This is a genomic window from Nocardioides sp. N13(2025), assembly GCF_051912545.1.
GTDB lineage: Bacteria > Actinomycetota > Actinomycetes > Propionibacteriales > Nocardioidaceae > Nocardioides.
In genome coordinates, this window is sequence record NZ_CP196809.1 from 1,982,805 (window position 1) to 2,005,010 (window position 22,206).

Genomic DNA, 22,206 nt, shown 5'->3' on the forward strand with positions numbered 1-22,206 from the left:
GGCCATCAGCAGCAGAGCGTCGACTCACCAGTGGAGGCCTCCATGTTCACCAGCAGCAAGCGCAGCATCCATCCCAGCGATGCGGTCGCCCGGATCATGGTGTGGCCGGTGGCCACCGTCCCCGGCGAGGCCACCCTCCTGGAGGTCGCGGAGTCGCTGGCCGCGGACGGCATCGGGGCCATCTGCGTCGTGGAGAACGGCCACCTCGCCGGTGTCGTGTCCGAGCGCGACGTCGTCATCCACCTCGCACAGGGAGCCAACCCGGAGCACGTGACGGCTGCGGACGTGATGACCACGGACCTCGTCACGGCACACCCGGACGACCAGGTCCTCGACACGGCGCGGCGGATGGTCGAGGCGCAGATCCGGCACCTGCCTGTCATCGAGGAGGACAAGATCGCCGGCTTCGTCTCGATGCGGGACCTCTTCGAGGTGCTCATCGACGTCGCCTCCCACGAGGAGGACGTGGTCGTGGTCCCGAGCGGCACCCGGGTCGTGGTGCGTCAGGACTGAGGCTGCGGCAGGTCAGGGCTCGAGGATCGGGTTGAGCTGGACGGTGCCCAGGGCTCGGGCGGCCTGCCGCGCACCGGCCCGGAGCGCGCCGGGCACGTCCGCGCCGTCGAGGTGGGCAGCCAGGAAGCCGGCCATGAACCCGTCCCCTGCCCCGTTGGTGTCGACCACGCGGGACACCGGCTCGGCGGCAACCCGGTGGCGTACGCGCTGGGCGTCCACCGCGATCGCGCCCTCCGCGCCCAGGGTGCACACCGCGACCTCGGTCCCCCGGGTCACGCAGGCCTCCAGGAGCTCCCACGGTGAGTCCACCCGGTCACCGTTCATGAAGGCGAAGGACGCAGCGTCGAGGAAGGGCGCGTGGAAGCTGCTGCGCCCGTCGTAGTCGTGGAGGTCGGTCCACAGCGGGACCCCGAGCGCGGCGACCCGCTCGATCGCGGCGCGCGACGGCTCGGACAGGTCGAGCACGACTGCGCGAGCACGAGCGACATCCGCGAGCAGCCGCTCCAGCGACTCTCCGAGCTCTGCCGCGAGGGGCACGTCCAGGTAGATGGAGACCCTCCCCCCGTCTCGGTCCATCAGGTTCAGGTGCCGTTCGGTGGGGCCGTCCACGTGGGTGGCCACGGTCGGGATCGCGGCTCGGAGCAGGGCCTCCTCGATCGCGCCGGCTGCCGCGTCCGTGCCGAGCACCGTGTGGAGCACGACGTCCGCGCCGAGGTCACGCAGGTGCGCCGCCTTGCCTGCAGACGTCCCACCGACGAGCTCGCGATGCGCCGTGGCGAACTGCATGTGCGGTGTCGGGTCGGGCAGCTCCTCGAGGTCGACCACGAGGTTCCACGAGGCGGGACCGTGCACGACGACGTCACTCATCCGGGTTCTCCACGCACGCACCCTGCCACGGAAAGGGCGCGGGCTCGCCCCGGGCGGGGCACAATGCCACGATGACGTCCGTGCCCCGCGGGGCCCATCCGGAGCTGCGAGTCCGACTGGCCGCCGATACCTCCAGCGTCCCCGGAGCGCGCAGGTTCGTCGTCGACGGATTGCTGCAGTGGGGCCGCGAGCACCTCGTCGACGACGCCGGCCTGTGCGTCACCGAGATGGCAGCGAACTCCGCCCTGCACAGCGGCAGCCCCTACCTGCACGTCCGGTTGCGCGACCTCGAGCCGGCTGTGCGCGTCAGCGTGGAGGACGCCGGCGGGATGGTCCCGCTCGCGGCGGTGGGTCCGCCTCCTGTCACGAGCCAGGGCACCACCGGGCGCGGGCTCGCGATCGTGTCGGTGCTGGCGGAGTCCTGGGGCGTCGAGGAACGCGGCGATGGACGACGCGTCTGGGCCCACCTCGCCGGTGACGGTGTCGAGCACGCCGTACGCCCACCGGTGGTGGAGCACGGCGAAGGGACGCCACCGGAGCCGGTCGTCCTGCCCGCGGGCTGGGCGAGAGTGAGCCTCCTTCGGTGCCCGGTGCAGCTCGCGCTCCAGATCGACCAACGGCTCGACGACCTGGTCCGGGAGCTCCAGCTCATCGACTCCGCGGCGGGGCCGACCCCGCCACGGGAGCTGGGCCGGCTCATCGAGCAGCTGGTGACTCGCCCTGCCTTCGCGCGCCACCTGGGTCGTCGTACCGCCCTGGACGCCGCCGCAGCGGGGCTGGAGCACGTCGACATCGAGATGACGCTCCCCCGTGAGATGGCCGCGCTCGTCCGCGAGCTGCTTGCCGCCGACAACCTGGCAGACGAGATCAGCGAGACCCACCAGCTGCTCACCGCGCGGTCCACCCCGGAGATGGTGTCGCTGCGGACCTGGTTCGCCCACTCCATCGTCAGCCAGGCGGAGGACGATGCCGCGCCGGTGGCGTACGAGGACTGGCTGCTCGCCCGATCGAGCTGAACGTCGACCACCTCTCGTCAGGGCAGCGACAGCGGCGCCTCGGACACGAGCCAGGCCAGTGCCACGCAGTTGGCGAGGACGGTGGACCAGAAGATCGTGCGGAACGGTTGCTTGGTCGTCTTGTGCCGGAAGACCCTCCGCGCGACCAACGCACCCGGCCAACCTCCCACGAGGGCGATGGTGTGGAGCGTGGACTCCGACGTGCGCCACCTGCCCTGTCGCGCTGCGGACTTGTCCGCGCCGTACATGAGGAATGCCACCGCGCTGACCAGGCCGTAGGCAGCCAGCAGCGTGACGGGCAGCTCGTCCAGCACGACGAGACCTGCCAGCAGGACGAAGAACAGCACAGCAGCGGCCAGGGCCGAGGGCACCCCAGAGGCGCCTGCGCGGCGCGCGGGTACGGCACTCACGCGGTCAGCTCCTTGTCCTCGGTCAGGGCCGCGATCGGCAGCCAGTCGGCTCCGAGGAGCTGGGCGAGGTCGGCGAGGCCGGTGGTGTCGCTGCCCACGGTGTCGGAGGCCGCGGCGATCCGCTCCACCATCACCTTGCCCACCTGCTCCTCGACGGTGCCCTCGGCGTACGCGATGTGCCACGGCGAGACCTGGTGGTCGCGGTGCGTGCGGCCGGTCACCTGCCGTCCGGCGATGCCCGAGAAGCGGGCCTGGTGGAAGACACCGACTCGCGGCTCCGTGCTGGCCTGACGACCGTCGGCGAGGGTCTCGCCGGCGTGCAGGCTGATCGAGGCGACCGTCGTGAAGACGCAGACCTTGGCCTGCCCGGTCTGGAACCTGAGCCGCTCGGCCTCGGGATCGAACCGGTCGCGGCCGTAGATCGTGGCGACGTCGATGCCGGAGTCCCGCAGCCGGTCGGCGATCGGGTCGGCGGCGGTCGCGACGAACTCCACCGAGCACGCCACCTGTCGCTCGGCCTCGACCTGCTGGGCGATCCAGGCGACCGTCGAGTCGACGCGGATGAGCCCGGCCTTCTGCCGGAAGCGCAGGAGCGCGGCGCGACCCTTCGCGGTGTTGCGGCCGCGCCGGGCGATGTCCATCTCGCGACAGAACTCTCCCCACTCGGCCTCGTACGCCGTGCGCTCCGCCGGCGTGAGCGCCACCGGCATTCCGGAGATCGGCACCGGCCCCCACGGTGCGGCACGGTGCAGCATCGCCGGGGGTCGCTCCTCGTCGAGCCAGCCGCGCACGAGCTCGAGGTCGGCCGCGCGCCGCGCCGGGTCGGAGGTCCACGTCGCGCCGTAGCGTCCCCGTTCCACCCCGACGCCGTGGCGCTCGAGCGCGGTGGCGAACATGTCGCCGGGCTGCGTCGCCGAGGTCCAGTCCCGCATCGACTCGCCGAGCACCTGCGCATAGGCGGGAGCGAGGTACGGCAGCTCGAGCGGGGTGTGGCCGGGCGTCGCGGTGGTCGCGATGACGAACGGCGCCCGGTCGTGCGGCTTGCCGTGTCCCGAGATCCGCGCCCAGAGCTTCCACCGCTTCGTCGTCGTACGACGCAGGGCGTGGGCCTCGTCCGCGATGATCACGTCCCAGGCGTGGTCCTTGACCTTCTCCAGCCGGTCCCACGTGATCACGACCCACTCGAGTCCGCCGTCGCCCAGCGCCGTGATCGTGCGGCACCAGTGGCCGATGGTGATCGCGGCGGGCCGGTCGGCCACGACCAGCACGCGGCGCGCGCCGCGGAGGTCGCCCACGGCCGTCGCCCCGAGGACCGCGGATATCGTCTTGCCCACGCCTGGCTCGTCGGCGAGCAGGAACTGCCGTCCACCCGCCGCGGCGCGCGCCGCGATCGCGTCGGCCGCCTCGAACTGGATCCGCCGGGGCTCGAGCGCGTCGGTCGGCTCGGGGCCGGGCGTCGGGTGGTCGGGGTTGAGCGTGTTCTCGATGAACCGACCGAGCGTCCAGGGCCCCGGCGAGTACGGCTCGAGGTGCGCGGGCAGGGCACGCCCGACGTGCAGGTGCGTCTTGACCGCGGGGTGCCAGGTGGCGCCGTCGACCTGCGTCCCGTAGGGGACGTCGAGCACCCACAGCCGCTCGCCTGGCCCGGCGACCGGCAGCGGTCGCGGGGACGCGCTGCGCCGACGGGCACCGGAACGTCGACGACTGGCCACCCCCGGACGGTAGCGGGGTCTCCTCCGCGAACAGTGCCGGCTCGCGAGAACGAGGTCGATCCGGGTTGGGGTCCCGACGCGTGCCAGCCCCGTCGCCTAGTCGCGGTGGGCCATGGAGACCCGGCCCATGGCGAAGATGCCCTGTTGCGGGAGCCAGAAGTCGCCCAGGCGGGCCTGCTGCTCCAGCGGTGCCGGGTCGCCGGCCGGCTCGCCGCGGATCGCGGCCGACGACTCGGCCACCCGCCAGATCCGGTAGGGATTGGCCTTGAAGCGCTGCCCGTTCGAGGTGACGCCGGTCAGCCCCAGGCGTCCGGATCCCAGGCTGCGGGAGGCCAGCCTCCCCATCATCCTCAGGACAGGGGCCGAGTTCCACGCCGCCATCGGCATGGTGCAGCTCATGGCGTTCATCGCGCGGGTCATCGGGGTCGACTCCATGCGGACGCGCCAGTCGACCAGTCCGGGAGCAGCGATGTGCAGCTCGGTCGGGGACGACCAGGTGAGCTGGATCGGGGACAGGGTCGAGCCGGAGGTCCCGTCGCCGAACCAGCGCGAGCAGGCGAAGCTCGGTTGCGAGGTCTCGTAGAAGTGCCACCTGCCCGTGGGGTCGCGGTGCCAGATCGAGGTGAACGGGTCGCTCACGGAGCTGGCCGTCCATCGGCGCAGGCCCAGGACGTGGCCGGAAGCGAACGGCACGGCCATCACGCCGTACCCCGAGACGCGCTCGTCGGTGCCCGCGGGCAGCCGCGGGTGCCTCTCCGCGGAGGTGGCCCATTCCTGCGGTGACTTCACGCTGTCGAACATAGGCCCACCCGGGTGGCTTGGCAGCCCCCTCGAGCCAGGCACCGCCGTGACCGCAGCGACACAGCGTCGTTGGACATGACGAGACGAGCACCCCCCCGACGGAAAGGCACCTCACCCATGCGCCGAGTCCTTGGATCAGCCCTCCCCCTCGCGCTGGCTGCCGCGCTGCTGCACGGCGGCGCGGCCCAGGCCGCCACCAACGATCCCCTGCGCGACCTGCAGTGGGGCCTGGACCAGGTCCGCGCCGAGCAGGCCTGGACCGCGACGAAGGGCGCTGGAGCCGTGGTGGCCGTGGTCGACACCGGGGTCGACTTCGCCCACCCCGACCTCAAGGCCAACCTCCTCCAGGGCGCGACCTTCACCGGTTGCCAGGGACAGTCGCCCTGCGGCAACGGTGACTACCGCGGCCCGGACGGCGAGAACAACGGCGACGAGCACGGCACCCACGTGGCTGGCATCGTCGCGGCGGTCACCGACAACGGCATCGGCGTGGCCGGCACCGCCCCGGACGCCAAGATCCTGCCGGTCAAGGTGCTCGAGGACGGCAGCGGCTCCTTCGAGGAGATCGCCGCCGGCATCCGCTGGTCGGCCGACCACGGTGCCGACGTCATCAACCTGAGCCTGGGCGCCCTGCCCGGTGTGCAGGCCCTGACGCTGACAGGCCTCGAGAGCTCGGTGACCGAGGCGGTCGCCTACGCCAACAGCCGGGGCGTCGCGGTCATCGCGGCTGCAGGCAACTCGGCGACCGCGCTGTGCAACACCCCGGCCTTCGAGCCCGGCGCTGTGTGCGTCGCCTCGACCGACCGCAACGAGGCGAAGAGCTGGTTCTCGGAGCTCCCGAACAAGCCCGACCTCAAGGCGGTCTCGGCCCCCGGTGGTGCCGGCCTCCTGTTCTGCGAGGACGACATCGTCTCGACCGTTCCGCTGGGCACCGGCAGCGCCGCCTGCGGCGAGAGCGACTACGACTTCTACGCCGGCACCTCGATGGCCACCCCGCACGTCGCGGGCGTCGCGGCGCTGCTCTTCGCGCAGGGCCGCAACCTCGCAGAGGTCGAGGACGTGCTGCTCACCACGGCGCGGCAACCCCTGACCGACGTCACCGGCGTCTACTCGCCGGTCTTCGGCTGGGGCATCGTCGACGCTGCTGCGGCCACGGCGACGCCGGTCACCACCGCTTCAGCGCCCACCAAGGGCCGGGGCGGCAAGGGGGGCAGCAAGCCCCGCCGCTGAGGCACTGGGCTCACGCGGATCGCTCGATGGTCGTCACCACGCTCGTGACCGATGGCCGCTCGGGGGTCGAGGAGAACCCGAAGCGACAAGGTGGGTCCACCGGCGCGAGGGTGCCGAGGTCAGTGCCTCGCCACTCCCCCTGGATCGCCGTGACCCCCACGACGGAGGTCGCGCCGTACCACTCCCGCCGGTCGCCACCCGCGGTCCCTCGCGTGCGCACGCCGCGGAGCACGACACGGGCCACCGGGTCGACGACACCGCACCAGGCAGGCGAGGTCGCGACGCGAGCCGGCACGAGGGCGAGCGCCGCCCCCAGCGGCGTACGCCCTCCCACCGTCAGGCGGAGGGACAGCGACGGCGTCGTGACCTGCCAGCCGTCGGCCGTGTCCGCGACCGTCACCGGCTCGAGGACCTGCTCGTCGAAGGAGTAGGTCGACGCGACGAAGTCGCGCACCCGGTCGTCGGGCGCCAGCAGCACACGGTGACCCGAGGCGTCCTCGACCATGACGTCCGCGAACCCACCCCACGGCGAGTCGTCCCAGCGCCCCACGACCACGCGGACGCCGCTCGTGCTGCCGACGCCGGCGATCCGGCCGGTGAAGCGCTCCCGCACCCGCCCCTGCTTCACGGGGCGACGAGCCCGGTGGGATTGCGACCGTCGGCAGCCAGCCCGCGCGCCACGCCCGCGCGGTCCTCGTCAGAGCGGTTCTGGCTCAGCTTGGCCTTGGCCTCGACGCTCTCCACGACCAGCTCGACGCCGACGATGGGCCGGAGGTTCTTGTCGATGTAGTCCTCCGGAGCGTCTGCCACCGCCCAGGGCTCCGCGCGATCACCCTCGTGCCGGTCGGTGAGGCGCGTGACCAGCCCGCGCACCCACTCGGGGTCGTCGTGGACGGTGATGCGGCCGCGCAGGTGGACCACGGAGTAGTTCCACGTCGGCACGACCTTGCCGTGCTCGGCCTTGGAGGCATACCAGCTCGGGCTGACGTAGGTGTCCGGCCCGGTCACGATCGCGAGGGCCGGCGCACCGTCGACGATCCGGCGCCAGTGTCCGTTGGCGCGGGCGAGGTGGCCGACGAGGCGCTCGCCCTCCCACAGGACCGGCAGGAAGGTCGCGTCCGGGAAGCCGTCGTCCCCCACCGTCACCAGCTGAGCGGCGGCGACCGCCTGGACGAAGGGGCGTACGTCGTCCTCGTCCATCACGTTGAAGCGCGGCACGTAGAGCTGCGCGGCTGCCGGGACGTTGGCCATGCCACCATCCTGCCCGTTGGGGTGACCCGCTGTCGGTGCCGGGCGGCAGGATGGACGCATGCTGCTCGCCGAGCTCGTCGCGACCTCCGTCGCCGTGGCCGCCACCCGCTCCCGCAAGGCCAAGGTGGCTGCCCTCGCGGAGACGCTCGCGCGCGTCGGGGCCGACGAGCTCGAGGTCGTCGTGTCCTACCTCGGTGGCGCGCTGCGCCAGCGGCGTACGGGTCTGGGCTGGCGCGGGGTCAGCGACCTGCCCTCCCCCGCCGACGAGCCGTCGTTGAGCGTGCTGGAGGTGCACGAGGCCTTCGAGGCGATGTCGCGGCTCGCCGGCGCGGGCTCGCAGCTCGCGCGCAAGCAGGCCGTGGACGACCTGTTCGGTCGGGCGACCGCGCCCGAGCAGGCGTGGCTGCGCGCGATCGTCACCGGCAACGTCCGCCAGGGCGCGCTCGACGCCGTCACCCAGGAGGCCGTGGCACAGGTGGCCGACGTGCCCCTGGCAGCCGTACGCCGTGCCGCGATGCTCGCGGGCAGCACGGTCGCGGCCGCCGGGGCGGCGTTCGCGGGCGAGGAGGCCCTCGCCGCGATCGGCCTCGAGGTCGGCCGCCCGATCATGCCGATGCTCGCCTCCAGCGCACCCGACGTGGCGGCGGCGATGGCCGGTCTCTCCCCCGACGGCTCCGTGGAGGTCGCGATCGACACCAAGCTCGACGGCATCCGGATCCAGGTGCACCGCGACGGCGACGAGGTGCTGGTGGTCACCCGCAGCCTCGACGACATCACCGGACGCCTGCCCGAGGTGGTCCAGGTGGCCCGCGCGCTGCCCGCCGAGCGCTTCGTCCTCGACGGCGAGGCGCTGGCCCTGACCGACGACGGGCGCCCGATGGCCTTCCAGGACACCGCGAGCCGCACCGCGCAGGACACCGGCGTCCCGGTCACGCCCCACTTCTTCGACCTGCTCCACGTCGACGGGCGTGACCTGCTCGACGCCCCCGGCCACGAGCGCCTGGCCGCGCTCGACGCGCTGGTGCCCGAGCAGCACCGCGTGCGCCGCCTCGTCACCGCCGACCCCGGTGCCGCCGATGCCTTCGCGACCGACTCCGTGGCCGCGGGCCACGAGGGCGTCGTCGTCAAGGACCTGTCCGCACCCTACGCCGCCGGCCGCCGCGGGTCGGCCTGGGTCAAGGTCAAGCCGGTGCACACGCTCGACCTCGTCGTGCTCGCCGTCGAGTGGGGCTCGGGCCGGCGCGAGGGCTGGCTCTCCAACATCCACCTCGGCGCCCGCGACCCGGCCTCGGAGACCGGCTTCGTGATGCTCGGCAAGACCTTCAAGGGCATGACCGACGAGATGCTCGCGTGGCAGACCGAGCGCTTCACCGAGCTCGCCCTCTCCCCCGCGACCATGCGCGAGGGCTACGTCGTGCCCCTGCGGCCCGAGCAGGTCGTGGAGATCGCCTTCGACGGCCTCCAGCGCTCCACGCGCTACCCCGGCGGCGTCGCGCTGCGCTTCGCGCGCGTCATCCGCTACCGCGACGACAAGCGGCCCGACGAGGCCGACACCATCGAGACGGTGCGCGCGCACATCGCCGACTGAGGGCCGCTTCTCGTCGCACGTCCGCTCGTGGGTGGCGGCATACGACCGGCGAGTCGCCGTGGGTGGCGGCATACGACCGGCGCGCGACGACTTTCGATGTCGTGTGCCGCCAGGGTGGGCGTTGCACGTGTTGTGTGCCGCCAGGGTGAGCGACGGAGGTGTCGCACGTCCGCTCGTGGGTGGCGGCATACGACCGGCGAGTCGCCGTGGGTGGCGGCATACGACGGGCGCGCGACGATTTTCGATGTCGTGTGCCGCCAGGGTGGGCGACGGAGATGTCGTGTGCCGCCAGGGTGAGCGACGGAGGTGTCGTGTGCCGCCAGAGTCAGCAGGATGACGAAGTCCTCGGGCCCTGTGAGGGGCGGAGGCCCGCTCAGCCCCGCGGCTTCGCCAGCCGGCAGCCGGGCGTCCCGAGGTCGAAGGACCGGTCCGCGCCGACGCAGGTGAGCAGCCACGAGGTCTGCTGGCCGTAGTTCATGTGGCGGACCATCCGGACGTCGCCGCGACGGTTCTCCTCGCACGCGGAGTCGATGCAGCGGCGGCCGCCGACGTAGCCGGTGTTCGCGATGCCGACGACGAGGCCGGTGTCGCGGGAGACGATCGGCGAGCCGGAGTAGCCACCCCGGATCGCGCAGCCGTCGCGTGCGGGCAGCCGGATCGAGCGCCACCAGTCCCAGTCCTGCTCGTGCAGCCGGTACGCCGTCCCGGTGGTGGTGCAGGCACGCTGCTCGCGCCAGTAGCCGGAGGGGATGCGCACCTCGTCGCCGCGCGACGGCCCGCTGGTCGCCAGGGACAGCGGGGTGACACCGCCGGCGGCGAGGTCGGCGTACGTCTCGCGCAGCTGCAGGACGGCGAGGTCGGTGCGGTACATCGAGGCGTAGAGCAGCCGGACGCCGCGGACGGTCATGGTGACGTCACCTCGGCCGTCGAGCAGCTCGATCCGCCGCCACTGCTCCTGGTCGACCAGCGTCTCGCGGGCGCCGAGGAAGGGCCGGCGCACGCAGTGGCCGTTGGTGATGACCACGGCGCGGTCGTCGTCGAGCGCGGAGGGCCAGCGCACGACGGCTCCCGAGCAGCCCGGCAGCCGAGCCGTGCCTTCGAACCGGCCGGTCTCGACGGCCGCGGCAGGAGGTACGGCGCCGAGCACGGCCCCCGCCAGCACGAGGAGCAGCAGCCTGGACAAGGTGCGTCGGAGTCGGGAAACGGCCATGTCGCATGCAACCACACGACCGGTTCGTGACAGCCGTTTACATAGGATGCATCCCATGAGCTCCGAGTCGACGTCCCCGACCGTCGCCGGGCGCGGGGGCACCGCGGCCACCCGTCGGCGGCTGCGCGAGGCCGAGATCATCTCCGCGACCCGCCGGCTCTTCGACGAGCGCGGGGTCCGCGACGCGCAGATCGAGGACATCGCCCGGGCGGTCGGGATCAACCGGGCGATCATCTACCGCCACTTCACCGGCAAGGAGGAGCTCTTCAGCCTCACGCTGGTGCAGTACCTCGACGAGCTCCGGGTGGCGCTCGAGGAGGCCGCCCGGACGACCGACGAGCCGCGGGCGCAGCTCGAGCGCCTGGTCGAGGCATTCGTCGACTACGGCCTGGCCCACCCGGCGTTCGTGGACTGCGCCCAGGCGATCATGCGCCGCCCAGGAGGTGACCTCCTGGAGGAGGTCAGCGAGAGCGCGATGTACCGCCTCGGCCAGGCCATCGGCGGCTGCCTGTCCGTGCTGACCCACACCATCGAGTCAGGGGCCGAGAAGGGCGACTTCCACGTCGACGACCCCGGCCTGCTGGCCAACATGCTCTACGCGAGCGGCCTCGGCACGCTGCAGCTCGGCCGGGTCGCGATGCTGGTGTCCGAGGAGGCACCCGGCGTGCCGCGCATCAGCCGGGTGACCGCCGAGCAGGTGCGCGACCACATGGTCGCGACCGCGCTGGCCGTCGCGGCCGGCGGGCCGCACGGCCGCTGACCGCACGGTCAGCGCGAGAGGTCAGCGCGAGAGGTGCTTCGCACGGGCGAAGCAGAACACGCCGTAGGCCGCGATCCCGAGGCCGATCGCGATGAGCAGCACCTGGCCGAAGGGGAACTCGAGGACCTTCTGCAGCGCCTGGTCGAGGCCGCCCGACTTCTTGGCGTTGTGGGTGATCGCGGCGTAGACGAAGAGGCCACCGACGAGGCCGATGGCGATGCCCTTGGCGATGTAGCCGACCTTGCCCATCATCACGTAGGCCGAGCCGTCCTGGCCGGACTGGCCCTGGGCGTCGAGGTGCTCCCGGAACTTCTCGGTCCAGCCGCGCACCACCAGCGACCCGCCGTAGCCGATGATCGCGAGGCCGACGGCGCCGACGATCCAGGGCCCCGCCGGGAGGTCCATCAGCTTGGCGGTCGTCGAGTCGGTGCCGCCCTTGCCTCCGCCACCCGATCCGGTGGCGGTCTGCAGGGCGCTCCAGCCGATCGCGCCGTAGATGATCGCCTTGCCCAGCGACGTCGCGCGCTTGCGCCACCGCTTGGCGTCGTCGGACTCCTCGCGGTAGCCGAACGCGAACTCGAGCAGGCGCCAGACGACGAGGAAGAACATCCCGATGGCGACGCCCCAGACCAGCACGCCGCCGAGCGGCTGCTGGGAGAGGTAGTGCAGGGCGCCCTGGTTGGAGGCCTGGTCCTCCTTGTCGCCGAGCGCGAGCTGGATGGCGAGCCAGGCGACGAGCAGGTGGACGACGCCGTACGCCACCAGGCCGATGCGGATCGCGTGGTCGAGCCAGTCGCTCTGGTGGACCTGCTCGGCGGTGTGGGAGGCGGCGTTCATGACACCGATTCTAGGCCTCCGGACGCCGCGCGCGATGCCCCCTTCGGGTGAGTCGAGGGGACTCAGACGAGGCTGGCGCGGTCGCGCATGATGGAGCCGAGCAAACCGTTGACGAAGGCCGGTGAGTCGTCGGTCGAGAGGTCCTGCACCAGGTGCAGCGCCTCACTGACCGCGACCGTCTCCGGCACGTCGTCGTCGCCCCACAGCAGCTCGAAGACCCCGATGCGCAGCACGTTGCGGTCGACGGCCGGCATCCGGCTGAGCGTCCACCCCTTGCTGTAGGTCGTCAGCACCTCGTCGATGCGGTCGCGGTGCTCGACGACGCCACGCACGAGCGTGCCGGTGTAGTCGTTCGTCGGGCCTTCCCCGGCCTCGATGGCGCGCTCGAGCGCCACCACGGGGTCCTCGGAGCGGAGCTCCGAGGCGAACAGGATGTCCAGCGCGCGCTTGCGGGCCTTGGAACGGGCAGCCACGTGCGGCGCTCAGCCCTTGACGCGGCCGAGGTAGGACGAGTCGCGGGTGTCGACCTTGACCTTCTCGCCGGTGGTGATGAACAGCGGCACCGCGATGGTGTGGCCGGTCTCGAGCGTGGCGGGCTTGGTGCCTCCGGTGGAGCGGTCGCCCTGCAGGCCCGGCTCGGTCTCGGCGATGAGCAGCTCGACGGAGGCGGGCAGCTCGATGAAGAGCACGCGGCCCTCGTTGGTGGCGACGATCGCCTCCTGGTTCTCCAGCATGAAGTTCTTCGCGTCGCCCACGACCTCGGGCGCGACCTCGAGCTGCTCGTAGGTGCTGGTGTCCATGAAGACGTAGGACGTGCCGTCGTTGTAGAGGTACTGCATGGTCCGCTTGTCGACGTTGGCCGTCTCGACCTTGGTGCCGGCGTTGAAGGTCTTGTCGACGTTCTTGCCCGACTCCACGTTGCGGAGCTTGGTGCGCACGAAGGCCGGGCCCTTGCCGGGCTTCACGTGCTGGAACTCGACGACGGACCAGAGCTGACCCTCGATCTTGAGGACCATGCCGTTCTTCAGGTCGTTGGTGCTTGCCATGGTTCTCTGCTCGCCTTCGTCGCTGTGTGTGATGTCAAAGAGTGTCAAAGAAAGTGCGTGCGCCGGCCCGTGGGCCCGGCGCCGACGCGCAAGTCTAGTCGCGGCCGACGAGAGCCATGAAATGCTCGGCGTGCGCCTCCGTGGTCCCCCGTGGGTTGCGTCTCCACGCGCCGTTGCCCGGCAGCAGCATCGCGAGCCAGAACGCCCCGAACAGCGGGCGGTAGGCGGCCATCCGCTCCCGCCCCTCCTCGTCGAGCCCGACCGCCTCGGCCAGTGCGTGGGCGTCGTACACGCCGGGGAGGCGGCTGCCGAGGTGCTCGACGTGGTCGGCGAGCTCGTACGCCGGGTCGGTGAGGCCGCCGTCCTCAAAGTCGAGGAGCCGGGCGGCTCGGCCGTCCCACATCACGTTGGCCGGGTTGAGGTCGGCGATCCCGAGCGCGGAGAGACGCGGCTCCGGCAGCGGCGGGTCGGCGAGGTACGCCCGGGCGACGTCCAGGGTCTCGGCGACGAGCCCCTCGTCGCGGCACTCCCCCAGGTCGTGGTCGTCGGCGAGCCACTCCGACAGCACCCCCGCCAGCGCGCGGGCGCCGTACCTCCGCTCGCCGATCCCGGCCTCCTGCACCGCCTCGACCGGTACGTCGTACAGCCGGCGCAGCGACGCCCCGAGGGCCTGCGTCTGGTCGGCCGTCAGCGGGCGGGGCTCGAGGTGCGAGCCCGGGAGCCGCTCCATGACGATCACCGGTGTCTCGCCGTCCTCGCGTCGCAGCGGTCGCGGGGCCAGGCCCGGCGCGTGCTCCGCCAGCAGCGTGAGGCACGCCCACTCGCGCTCCGCCTGGACGTCGTGGTCGGCGACGAACTCCTTGCGGACCTCGGTCTCGCCGATGGTGAGTCGGTGGGTCGAGGTCTGCACCCGGCTACGGTGGCACACATGCGAGTCACCATCTTCGGCGGACACGGCAAGGTCGCACTCCTCCTGGCTCCGATGCTGGTCGAGGCCGGGCACGAGGTCACCTCGGTCGTCCGCAACCCCGACCACGTCGCCGACGTGGAGGCGACCGGCACCACGGCCCTCGTCTCCTCGGTCGAGGACGCCGACACCGCCGCGCTCACCGGGCTGCTGTCCGGCCAGGACGCTGTCGTCTGGTCCGCGGGCGCCGGCGGGGGCGACCCCGAGCGCACCGACGCCGTCGACCGCGACGCCGCGATCCGCTCGATGGACGCCGCCGAGGCCGCGGGCGTGCAGCGCTACGTGATGGTCTCCTTCTCGGGCGCGTCCGCCGACCACCTGGTGCCCGAGGACGACCCGTTCCGCCGCTACCAGGACGCCAAGATCGCCGCCGACGAGCACCTGCGCGACACTGACCTCGCCTGGACGGTCCTGGGCCCGGGCGCGCTGACCACCGACCGCTCCGACGGGAGGGTCAACCCGGAGGCGTCCTCGCGGAACGGCGACCAAGCCCCGCGCGAGCTGGTGGCACAGGTCGCCACGGCCGTGCTCGCCGACGACCGGGCCGCGCGGAGGACGCTCGTCTTCGGCGCCGGCGACGTCCCGATCGACACGTGGCTGGACAGCCTCGGCTGAGCCCCGCCTGGGTGGCGTCTAGGACGGCGCGCCGTGGCAGGTCCCCGAACCGCTCTCGTCGAGCGTCTTCCCCGGGATCGGCAGGAAGGTCCAGTCGTAGCTGCCGCTGTTGAGCGTCAGCCTGAGGACGCCGTGGGCGTCGATGCTGCGCACCTGGCTGTTGGCCGCAGTCGAGCTGAAGGAGCGGAAGTCCTTGCCGCCGGTGCCGACCACGAACTCGCGGATGCCGTAGGTCGGGTCGGCGACCCCCGAGGGGTTCTGAGGCGCGAACCGCTCGTAGTCGTGGTCGTGGCCGTTGAGCACCAGCTCGGCGCCATCCGCGTAGAGGGCCTTCCAGAAGGCGTCCGTCGACGAGTCGTTGCCGTGCTCCCCCGAGCTGAAGCGCGGGTGGTGCCACATGGCGATCGTGCAGGGCCGGGTGCTCGCGGCGAGGTCGGCGCGCAGCCACTGCTCCTGCACCGACCCCGCCCCGCAGCCCCCGACGTACGTGCAGTTGCTGTTGAGCACCACGACGTGCCAGTCGGTGCCGATGTCGTAGCTGTACCAGCCCTTGCCCGGCTCGCCTGCCGCGGCACCGAAGTAGGCGAAGTAGGGCGCGGCGGTCGACGACTTGAGGTACTCGTGGTTGCCCACCACCGGCCTCGTGCGGTCCTTCACCACCCCCCAGGTCGGCTGGTAGCAGTTGGCGTAGTCGGCCGCGGTGCCGTCGGGGTAGGCGTTGTCACCGAGGGTGAAGACGGTGCCGGCAGTCGCGTTGACCAGGGCGGCCGTCGCGCTGTCCTCCGTGAAGTCACAGGTGGCGATGTCCCCGGCCCCGACCAGCACGGGCGGCGTCGGCGTGCCCGGGGTGGTCGGACCGGTGGTCGGTGTGGGGGTCGGCGTCGGGGCCGAGGTCGTGGGCGTGGGCGTGGTGCCGGGCTTGCGCCCGGCCGGACGGAGCGCGGTCATCCACCCGCCCAGCGCGCGGGCCGAGCTCACCCGCCAGGTCAGGGCGCCCGTGGCTCCGACGTCCTGCTGCGACTGGTAGGCGTGCTCCGACGCCGTGCCGCGCGTGATCTCCCACGCCTCGGTCCAGCCCCCGGGCGGGGTCGTCGTGAACCGACCCCCGGCCGCGCCGAGGCTGCCGACGAGCATGGTGCCGCTCCGCGTCGTCGTGACGCCCGGCACCTCGAGCCGCTTCGTGGACCCCTTGCTCGTCATCGACACCGTCGAGTCGAGCGGGTGGTCGCGGTCGACGCCCACGTATCGCGCCACCCCACCGCTCCACGTCTGGCGCGTGCTCAGGCTCCAGGACCAGCTCGCCGTCCGGGAGTCCGCAGCGGTCACGACGCGGAAGTACGCGAACATGGTGGTGCCCCGGCCGGCCCTCAGCCGACCGGGGAGCAACGAGGTCCATCCGTCCGGAACGGCACTGACCTTGGGCGCGCGGCCGGTGGAGAAGCTCGCCACGAGCAGGTCCCCGGCCGTGGTGCCGGGGGGCTTCGTCAGGGTGACCGCACGCGTCGCCTTGGCATGTGCTGCGGACGTGCGTCCGCCGTACTCCACTCCCTTCTCGGACGCCGCCTCCTCCGCCGTCCAGGCGCCCACCCACGCCAGGGCGAGCACCAGGCCCAGCGAGAGGCACAGGCCGAGGGTGAGGTTGGCCGTCCGCGTGAGCAGTCCGCGGTGGGTCCGGGAACGTGTCGCGTGCATCGGCGCAACCCCCCTCGTGCAGGAGATGACGGGCAGCCACACCACGTTAGTGGGGTCCTGACGCGTCCTGCATCGCCAAAATGTGCGTCACTGCTCGGCGAGCAGGCCTGGGAGCTCACCGGTCAGCTGACGGGCGAGGTAGCCCAGCGGCCCCACGGACGCTGCCAGGCGGTCCCCCGCAGCGCCGTGCAGGTAGGCGCCCCACACGGCGGCCTGCGCAGGTTCGGCGCCTCGCGCGAGGAGCCCGGTCACGATGCCTGCCTGGACGTCACCCGACCCGGCCGTGCCGAGACCCGCGTTCCCGGCCTCGACACGCCACAGGTCGTCGGCGCGGGCCACGAACTTGGTGGGCCCCCCGCACACGACGACGGCCCGGGTCCGGCGGGCCAGGGTCGTGGTGTGCCTGGCAAGGTCGGGCTCGACCTCCGCCTCGTCGAGCTGGAGGCATTCCGCGAGCTCGGTGGGGTTGACGGTGAGCACCACGGGATGCGCCGACCCGGCGAGCCGCTCGGGTCCGCCGGTGACGTACGCCGTCGCGAGCGCGTCGAGCACGACCGTGCTCTCCAGGTGCGGCAGGAGGCGACCCACGAGCTCCGCCGCGACGTCGGTGTCGGTGAAGCCGGGGCCCAGCAGCACGGCGCTGCTCCCCCGCGCCCACTCCAGGATGCGATCGGCTCCGGCAGCGTCGATGTTGCCCGAGCCGTCCTCGAGCGCCCCGGTGACCATGAGCTCGGGCGCACTGACGGCGAGCGAGGGCGCGCACGAGCGAGCCGTGACGAGCTGGACCTTCCCCGCACCCACGCGCAGGGCGGCCTCGGCTGCGAGCAGACCGGCTCCGGGCGTGTCCCTGCTCCCGGCGACCAGCACCAGCCGGCCACGCTCCTCCTTGTCGGACCCCGGGGCCGGCAGCGGCCAGTCGCGGAGGACCCCGCGATCGACGAGCACACCGTCAGGCATCCTGCGGCTCCTCGGCACGGTCGGGCTCCCGGGTCTTCTCCGCCGGCCCCGCGGACAGGTGGCTGTCGTCGGCGAACTCCTGCAGCACCAAGCCGTCCTCGCTCCTGAGGTAGCGCGTGATCGACGCGTTGGAGATCTGGGTCGACCGGTCGATCTCGAGCAGCTCCGCCTCGTCGAGCCCCTCCAGCGCGTAGCGGAACGACATGATCACGGCCTGGTGCGTGAACAACCACACGCGCCGACCGTCGTACCCCTCCCGCAGGTCCGCGAGCAGGCTCCGCACCCGCAGCACGACGTCCGCCCAGCTCTCGCCCGAAGGCGGCTGGTAGTAGAACTTGCCGACATGTGAGCGCCGCTCGGCCTCTTCGGGATATCGGCCCCGGATGCCCTTGCCGGTGAGGCCGTCGAACAGGCCGAGGTCCCGCTCGCGCAGCCGCTCGTCGAGGAGCACCTCGAGGCCCAGCTCGTCGAGGGCCGCGCGCGCGGTGTCCGCCGCGCGCCGGTAGGGCGAGCTCAGGACCAGGTCGGGCTTCGTCGTGTCGTCCAGCCCCGCGACCCAGCGACCCAGCGTGCGCCCCTGCTCCTCACCGTTCGGGGACAGCTCCACGTCGGCGTCCCGTGCGGACAGCTCGAGCCGGTCGGCGTCAGCGTCACGCGCCTCGGTGTCGGCAAGGTTGCCCATGCTCTCCGCGTGCCGCACGAGCACCAGCTCGTGAGGTCCTCGTCGTCCCTGCAGAACCCCGACCAGACCCACCATCTACTCCTCGCGTCGCGCACTCCTGACAGGAGGACCGTTACCCCAGGTCGCTCGCCGGGATGCGCGCCCTGGTGACCTCGGGCCAGAACCCGGTGCCGGGCAGACCGCTCAGGTGGTCATCTGGACGTGGCGGCGTCGTAGTGGTTGAGGACCTGGCCCGCCGTCAATGCCGTGGGGTAGACGGCCACCTCGTCCACGGCTCCGTTGAAGTAGCTGTCCGAAGTGGCACCCGAGCGACCGATCGCGAGCATGCCGGTGCTGGTGTTGACGGTGCCCGTGAAGGTCGTCGTGGCGACCGCCGTGCCGTTGACGTAGAGGATCAGCCGGTCGCCGAGGCGCACGAGGACCAGGTGGCTCCACGCCGTGGTGCTCGGGGCCGTCGTGCTGGTCGCGGTGACGTTGGTCGACCCGACGAACACCGTGGCGCGCCACCGCCCGGAGGACGTGAGGGACAGGCGGTACTGCCAGCCCGGGTAGCCGCTCGTGTTGCCCTTCTGCACCACCGCGCCGCCCACGCTCCCGACGGCCGCCGGCCTCGCCCAGGCCTCGACCGAGAAGTTCTGAGTGGTGAAGTTGAGCGAGTCCCGGTTGTCGACGCGCACGTAGCCGGTGCTCCCGTCGAGGCGTACGGCGGTGTCGCCGTCGCCCGCGACTCCCGGCAGGCCGCGGGTGACCCCGCCGACCACCGTGGCCGCCGGACCACCCGTGGCGTCGGCCGTCGTCGTCCCCGAGGCCTCGCCCAGTCGCCAGTAGCCGATCGCACCGTCCCACAGGACGGTGTCACGGTAGCCGGTCCCCGGGGGTGGCAACGACGTCCCCGGCTGGACGGTGATGTAGCCCGCCCGCGTGACGGTGTCGGAGCCGTTGGCGTTCGACGCCTGCAGCGTGACGCTGTAGGTGCCCGCGGTCGCGTAGTTGTGCACGGGGCTCTGGGACGTGGACGTCGTGCCGTCGCCGAAGTCCCACAGCCAGCTGGTGGGACTGCCGGTCGACGTGTCGGTGAACGTCACCGGCACCGGTGCCGTTCCGCTGGTCGGGTTCGCGGTGAAGGAAGCGGTCGGTGCGGCGTTGGGCGACGGAGCGTCGTGGCACGAGCCCGTGCCACTGTCGTTGAGCGTGCTTCCCGGGATCGGCAGGAAGTTCCAGTCATAGCTCCCGCTGTTGAGCGTGAGCTTGAGGACGCCGTACGAGCTCACGCTCCGGACCACGCTGTTGGGGGCCACCGAGCCGAAGGTCCGCAGCTCCGCGCCACCGGTCCCGACCACGATCTGACGCATCCCGAACGCCGTGTCGACGGCACCGGAGGGGTTCTGGAGCGCGAACCGCTCGTAGTCGTGCTCGTGCCCGTTGAGGATCAGCTCGGCACCGTCCTCGTAGAGCGCCTGCCAGAAGGCGGTCGTGATCGGGTCGAAGCCGTAGATGCCCGAGCTGTAGCGCGGGTGGTGCCACATGGCGACGGTGCAGGGCCTGGTGCTGGCCCTCAGGTCGGCCCGAAGCCACTGCTCCTGGGGCGACCCCGCCTGGCACCCGCCGACGAACGTGCAGTTGCTGTTGAGCACCACGACGTGCCAGTCCGTGCCGATGTCGTAGCTGTACCAGCCCTTGGCCGGATCCCCGGCCGAGGCGCCGAAGTAGGAGTAGTAGGGCGCGGCGTTCGTGGTGTTGTAGTCGTGGTTGCCGGCCACGGGGCGGGTGCGGTTCTTGAACGCACCCCACACCGGGTCGTAGCAGTTGGCGAACTCGGCCGTGGTGCCGTTGAGATAGGCGTTGTCCCCCAGGGTGAACACCGTGCCGGGGGTCGCGTTGACGATGGCTCCCGTCGCCGTGTCCTGGGTCACCGAGCAGTCGGCGATGTCACCGGCGCCCACGAGCACGTTGGCCCCGTCGGCCTGCACTGTGACGACGTCGGTCCTGGTCACGGTGTCCGACCCGGAGGCGTTGGTCGCCTTCAACGACACGGTGTACGTCCCCACGGCGGTGTAGGTGTGCGACGGGTTCTGGTCGGTTGCCGTGCCACCGTCGCCGAAGGTCCACAGCCAGCTGGTCGGCGACCCGGTCGAGGTGTCGGTGAAGTCCACGACGAGCGGGGCGACCCCCTGGGTCGGCGACAGGGTGAAGGACGCCGTCGGGGCCGGAGTGGGGGGTGCCTGGACGGTCACCACGTCGGTGCGGGTCACGGTGTCGGAGCCCGCGGCATTGGTCGACCTCAGCGACACCGTGTAGGTCCCAGTGCCCATGTAGGTGTGCGACGGGTGCTGCGCGGTCGACGTCTCGCCGTCGCCGAAGGTCCACAGCCAGCTCGTCGGCGATCCGGTCGAGGTGTCGGTGAAGTCGACCCGCAGTGGCACCGTGCCCTGCGTCGGGGTGAGGGTGAAGGATGCCGTCGGCGGCGTCACAGGCGCCGCCTGCACCGTGACCACGTCGGTCCTGATCACCGTGTCAGAGCCCGCGGCGTTCGTGGCCCTCAGCGACACCGTGTACGTCCCCGCACCCGCGTAGGTGTGCGACGGGTTCTGCGACGTCGAGGTTCCCCCGTCACCGAAGTCCCACGACCACGACGTCGGCGACCCGGTCGAGGTGTCCGTGAAGTCCACCACCAGCGGCGCAGTGCCCTGGTCCGGCGACACGGTGAACGACGCCGTCGGCGCCGAGGTCGGCGCCGGCTGCACGGTCACCACGTCCGTCCGCGTCACGGTGTCCGACCCCGAGGCGTTCGTCGCCTCGAGCGACACCGTGTAGGTCCCCGTGCCCATGTAGGTGTGCGACGGGTGCTGCGCGGTCGACGTCTCGCCGTCCCCGAAGGTCCACAGCCAGCTCGTCGGCGATCCGGTCGAGGTGTCCGTGAAGCTCACGACCAGGGGCACCGTGCCCTGGTTGGGTGACACCGTGAACGACGCCGTCGGGGCAGGCACAGGCGCCGCCTGCACCGTCACCACGTCGGTGCGTGTCACCGTGTCCGAGCCCGAGGTGTTGGTGGCCTTCAGGGACACCGTGTAGGTCCCCGCACCCGTGTAGGTGTGTGAGGGGTTCTGGGCCGTGGAGGTCGCCCCGTCGCCGAAGTCCCACGACCACGAGGTGGGCGACCCGGTCGAGGTGTCCGTGAAGGCGACCGCCAGCGGCGCGGTGCCCTGCGTCGGAGTCAGCGTGAACGACGCCGCCGGCGCCGGAGGCGGTGGCGGCGCCGCCGGCCGGAGCGCCGTCATCCAGCCCACGAGCGCGCGTGCCGCGCTGACGGTCCACGTCTGGCCGCCGGACGCTCCCGCCGTGGGCTGCGCGCGGTAGGCGTGCTCGGACGCCTTGCCGGCTCCGGTGTCCCATGCCTCCGTCCACCCCGCGGGTTGGGTGAAGGTGACGGTGGCGCTGTCTGCGCCGACGCCGCCGACGAGCATCGTCCCGCTGGTGGTCGTCGTGACGCTCGGCAGCGTGATGGTCGACTTGGTGGCGCCGCCGCTCGCCACCGTCACCGACGTGTCGACGGGATGCGTCGTGTCCACGCCGACGTACCGCGCCATGCCTCCGCTCCACGTCTGTGCCGTGCCCAGGACCCACGTCCAGCTCGTCACGTCGGCGTCCGCTGCGGTGACGACGTGGTAGAACGCGAACGTCTCGACACTGTTGCCCGCGCGCACCCTCGTGGTCAGCAGCGAGGTCCACCCCGCCGGCGTCGTCGTGACGGTCGGCGCGTTGTTCGAGGTGAAGCTCGCCACCAGCACGTCCCCGGTCGTCGTGCCGGTCGGCTTCGTCAGCGCCACCGCCTGCGTCGCCGTGGTCCGCGCGACCGAGGTGGATCCCCCGAAGCTCACCGCTCCCGCGGCCGCCGCCCTCTCGGCCGGCACCACCCCGACCGAGGCGAGGGCGAGGAGCAGACCGAGGAGGGAGCCCAGCACCGCGCGTCGCGGTCCGGACGCCCGCGAGCGACGGTGGGTGTCGAGGGAGTGTGCTGTCCGGCGCATGCGTCACCGTAGGTCGGTGCCGGC

General features: G+C 72.2%; 21 protein-coding genes. 6 read left to right on the forward strand and 15 right to left on the reverse strand.

Features of this window, described 5'->3' with window-relative positions; genetic code table 11:
- The first annotated feature begins 42 nt into the window (after positions 1-42).
- Positions 43-513, forward strand: coding sequence for a CBS domain-containing protein (locus tag ACS3YM_RS09560; RefSeq protein ID WP_439936207.1), 471 nt, complete (start codon positions 43-45; stop codon positions 511-513).
- Between the two features lie 12 nt (positions 514-525).
- Here the strand turns inward: ACS3YM_RS09560 and ACS3YM_RS09565 are convergent, their stop codons facing one another.
- A complete protein-coding gene (locus tag ACS3YM_RS09565; protein WP_439936208.1) occupies positions 526-1,380 on the reverse strand; it encodes a carbohydrate kinase family protein in 855 nt (284 codons plus the stop codon).
- Between the two features lie 71 nt (positions 1,381-1,451).
- Between ACS3YM_RS09565 and ACS3YM_RS09570 the strand changes: the two genes are divergently transcribed.
- Entirely contained in the window at positions 1,452-2,396 is a 945-nt protein-coding gene (locus ACS3YM_RS09570) for an ATP-binding protein (protein ID WP_439936210.1), read from the forward strand.
- 17 nt (positions 2,397-2,413) lie between these two features.
- Here ACS3YM_RS09570 and ACS3YM_RS09575 read toward each other — a convergent pair whose 3' ends face one another.
- The 3 genes from ACS3YM_RS09575 to ACS3YM_RS09585 form a co-directional block, all read right to left on the reverse strand.
- The gene (locus tag ACS3YM_RS09575; RefSeq protein WP_439936211.1) at positions 2,414-2,806 is read right to left on the reverse strand and encodes a DUF1294 domain-containing protein; all 393 of its coding nucleotides are present in this window, start codon (positions 2,804-2,806) and stop codon (positions 2,414-2,416) included.
- Positions 2,803-4,518: a DEAD/DEAH box helicase gene (locus ACS3YM_RS09580; protein WP_439936212.1), complete on the reverse strand. Its 1,716-nt coding sequence runs from the start codon at positions 4,516-4,518 to the stop codon at positions 2,803-2,805. The genes ACS3YM_RS09575 and ACS3YM_RS09580 overlap by 4 nt, the downstream gene beginning before the upstream one ends.
- A 96-nt stretch (positions 4,519-4,614) precedes the next feature.
- Positions 4,615-5,307: a hypothetical protein gene (locus tag ACS3YM_RS09585; RefSeq protein ID WP_439936213.1), complete on the reverse strand. Its 693-nt coding sequence runs from the start codon at positions 5,305-5,307 to the stop codon at positions 4,615-4,617.
- Between the two features lie 129 nt (positions 5,308-5,436).
- On the opposite strand from ACS3YM_RS09585, the gene ACS3YM_RS09590 reads away from it, so the two are divergent.
- Positions 5,437-6,549 carry a S8 family peptidase gene (locus tag ACS3YM_RS09590; RefSeq protein ID WP_439936214.1) on the forward strand — a complete coding sequence of 371 codons (1,113 nt, stop codon included), beginning with the start codon at positions 5,437-5,439 and terminating at the stop codon, positions 6,547-6,549.
- Positions 6,550-6,559: 10 nt separating this feature from the next.
- Here ACS3YM_RS09590 and ACS3YM_RS09595 read toward each other — a convergent pair whose 3' ends face one another.
- Positions 6,560-7,162 (reverse strand): hypothetical protein, encoded by a 603-nt coding sequence (locus ACS3YM_RS09595; protein WP_439936215.1) that lies wholly within the window; start codon positions 7,160-7,162, stop codon positions 6,560-6,562.
- Between the two features lie 11 nt (positions 7,163-7,173).
- Positions 7,174-7,800, reverse strand: coding sequence for an FMN-binding negative transcriptional regulator (locus tag ACS3YM_RS09600; RefSeq protein WP_439936216.1), 627 nt, complete (start codon positions 7,798-7,800; stop codon positions 7,174-7,176).
- Between the two features lie 58 nt (positions 7,801-7,858).
- On the opposite strand from ACS3YM_RS09600, the gene ACS3YM_RS09605 reads away from it, so the two are divergent.
- The gene (locus ACS3YM_RS09605; protein ID WP_439936217.1) at positions 7,859-9,388 is read left to right on the forward strand and encodes an ATP-dependent DNA ligase; all 1,530 of its coding nucleotides are present in this window, start codon (positions 7,859-7,861) and stop codon (positions 9,386-9,388) included.
- Between the two features lie 373 nt (positions 9,389-9,761).
- On the opposite strand, the gene ACS3YM_RS09610 is transcribed toward ACS3YM_RS09605, so the two are convergent.
- Positions 9,762-10,598, reverse strand: coding sequence for a S1 family peptidase (locus ACS3YM_RS09610; RefSeq protein ID WP_439936218.1), 837 nt, complete (start codon positions 10,596-10,598; stop codon positions 9,762-9,764).
- 55 nt (positions 10,599-10,653) lie between these two features.
- Here ACS3YM_RS09610 and ACS3YM_RS09615 point away from each other — a divergent pair, with 55 nt between their 5' ends.
- Positions 10,654-11,358: a TetR/AcrR family transcriptional regulator gene (locus ACS3YM_RS09615; RefSeq protein WP_439936219.1), complete on the forward strand. Its 705-nt coding sequence runs from the start codon at positions 10,654-10,656 to the stop codon at positions 11,356-11,358.
- A 21-nt stretch (positions 11,359-11,379) separates the two neighbouring features.
- Here the strand turns inward: ACS3YM_RS09615 and ACS3YM_RS09620 are convergent, their stop codons facing one another.
- From ACS3YM_RS09620 to ACS3YM_RS09635, 4 genes are all read right to left on the reverse strand, one after another.
- Entirely contained in the window at positions 11,380-12,195 is an 816-nt protein-coding gene (locus ACS3YM_RS09620; RefSeq protein WP_439936220.1) for a DUF1206 domain-containing protein, read from the reverse strand.
- A 62-nt stretch (positions 12,196-12,257) separates the two neighbouring features.
- Positions 12,258-12,668, reverse strand: coding sequence for a transcription antitermination factor NusB (gene nusB, locus ACS3YM_RS09625; protein WP_439936221.1), 411 nt, complete (start codon positions 12,666-12,668; stop codon positions 12,258-12,260).
- A 9-nt stretch (positions 12,669-12,677) separates the two neighbouring features.
- Positions 12,678-13,241: an elongation factor P gene (efp, locus tag ACS3YM_RS09630; protein ID WP_439936222.1), complete on the reverse strand. Its 564-nt coding sequence runs from the start codon at positions 13,239-13,241 to the stop codon at positions 12,678-12,680.
- 94 nt (positions 13,242-13,335) lie between these two features.
- Entirely contained in the window at positions 13,336-14,151 is an 816-nt protein-coding gene (locus ACS3YM_RS09635; protein WP_439936223.1) for an aminoglycoside phosphotransferase family protein, read from the reverse strand.
- A gap of 18 nt (positions 14,152-14,169) precedes the next feature.
- On the opposite strand from ACS3YM_RS09635, the gene ACS3YM_RS09640 reads away from it, so the two are divergent.
- On the forward strand, positions 14,170-14,823 hold the full coding sequence (locus tag ACS3YM_RS09640; RefSeq protein WP_439936224.1) for an SDR family oxidoreductase: 654 nt from the start codon (positions 14,170-14,172) through the stop codon (positions 14,821-14,823).
- Positions 14,824-14,841: 18 nt separating this feature from the next.
- Here the strand turns inward: ACS3YM_RS09640 and ACS3YM_RS09645 are convergent, their stop codons facing one another.
- The 4 genes from ACS3YM_RS09645 to ACS3YM_RS09660 all read right to left on the reverse strand — a co-directional run bounded on the left by ACS3YM_RS09645 (position 14,842) and on the right by ACS3YM_RS09660 (position 22,182).
- Positions 14,842-16,515 carry a metallophosphoesterase family protein gene (locus ACS3YM_RS09645; RefSeq protein ID WP_439936225.1) on the reverse strand — a complete coding sequence of 558 codons (1,674 nt, stop codon included), beginning with the start codon at positions 16,513-16,515 and terminating at the stop codon, positions 14,842-14,844.
- 87 nt (positions 16,516-16,602) lie between these two features.
- On the reverse strand, positions 16,603-17,472 hold the full coding sequence (locus ACS3YM_RS09650; protein WP_439936226.1) for an NAD(P)H-hydrate dehydratase: 870 nt from the start codon (positions 17,470-17,472) through the stop codon (positions 16,603-16,605).
- Positions 17,465-18,229, reverse strand: a complete 765-nt coding sequence (locus tag ACS3YM_RS09655; protein WP_439936227.1) for a histidine phosphatase family protein — start codon at positions 18,227-18,229, stop codon at positions 17,465-17,467. The genes ACS3YM_RS09650 and ACS3YM_RS09655 overlap by 8 nt, the downstream gene beginning before the upstream one ends.
- 116 nt (positions 18,230-18,345) lie before the next feature.
- A complete protein-coding gene (locus ACS3YM_RS09660) occupies positions 18,346-22,182 on the reverse strand; it encodes a PKD domain-containing protein (protein WP_439936228.1) in 3,837 nt (1,278 codons plus the stop codon).
- Positions 22,183-22,206: the final 24 nt, after the last annotated feature.

Bases quoted from the DNA above. Each gene is read 5' to 3' on its own strand.
- ACS3YM_RS09560 (WP_439936207.1), top strand. From the start codon at position 43: ATGTTCACCAGCAGCAAGCGCAGCATCCATCCCAGCGATGCGGTCGCC.
- ACS3YM_RS09565 (WP_439936208.1), bottom strand. From the start codon at position 1,380: ATGAGTGACGTCGTCGTGCACGGTCCCGCCTCGTGGAACCTCGTGGTC.
- ACS3YM_RS09570 (WP_439936210.1), top strand. From the start codon at position 1,452: ATGACGTCCGTGCCCCGCGGGGCCCATCCGGAGCTGCGAGTCCGACTG.
- ACS3YM_RS09590 (WP_439936214.1), top strand. From the start codon at position 5,437: ATGCGCCGAGTCCTTGGATCAGCCCTCCCCCTCGCGCTGGCTGCCGCG.
- ACS3YM_RS09600 (WP_439936216.1), bottom strand. From the start codon at position 7,800: ATGGCCAACGTCCCGGCAGCCGCGCAGCTCTACGTGCCGCGCTTCAAC.
- ACS3YM_RS09605 (WP_439936217.1), top strand. From the start codon at position 7,859: ATGCTGCTCGCCGAGCTCGTCGCGACCTCCGTCGCCGTGGCCGCCACC.
- ACS3YM_RS09610 (WP_439936218.1), bottom strand. From the start codon at position 10,598: ATGGCCGTTTCCCGACTCCGACGCACCTTGTCCAGGCTGCTGCTCCTC.
- ACS3YM_RS09615 (WP_439936219.1), top strand. From the start codon at position 10,654: ATGAGCTCCGAGTCGACGTCCCCGACCGTCGCCGGGCGCGGGGGCACC.
- ACS3YM_RS09620 (WP_439936220.1), bottom strand. From the start codon at position 12,195: ATGAACGCCGCCTCCCACACCGCCGAGCAGGTCCACCAGAGCGACTGG.
- efp (WP_439936222.1), bottom strand. From the start codon at position 13,241: ATGGCAAGCACCAACGACCTGAAGAACGGCATGGTCCTCAAGATCGAG.
- ACS3YM_RS09640 (WP_439936224.1), top strand. From the start codon at position 14,170: ATGCGAGTCACCATCTTCGGCGGACACGGCAAGGTCGCACTCCTCCTG.
- ACS3YM_RS09645 (WP_439936225.1), bottom strand. From the start codon at position 16,515: ATGCACGCGACACGTTCCCGGACCCACCGCGGACTGCTCACGCGGACG.
- ACS3YM_RS09650 (WP_439936226.1), bottom strand. From the start codon at position 17,472: ATGCCTGACGGTGTGCTCGTCGATCGCGGGGTCCTCCGCGACTGGCCG.
- ACS3YM_RS09655 (WP_439936227.1), bottom strand. From the start codon at position 18,229: ATGGTGGGTCTGGTCGGGGTTCTGCAGGGACGACGAGGACCTCACGAG.
- ACS3YM_RS09660 (WP_439936228.1), bottom strand. From the start codon at position 22,182: ATGCGCCGGACAGCACACTCCCTCGACACCCACCGTCGCTCGCGGGCG.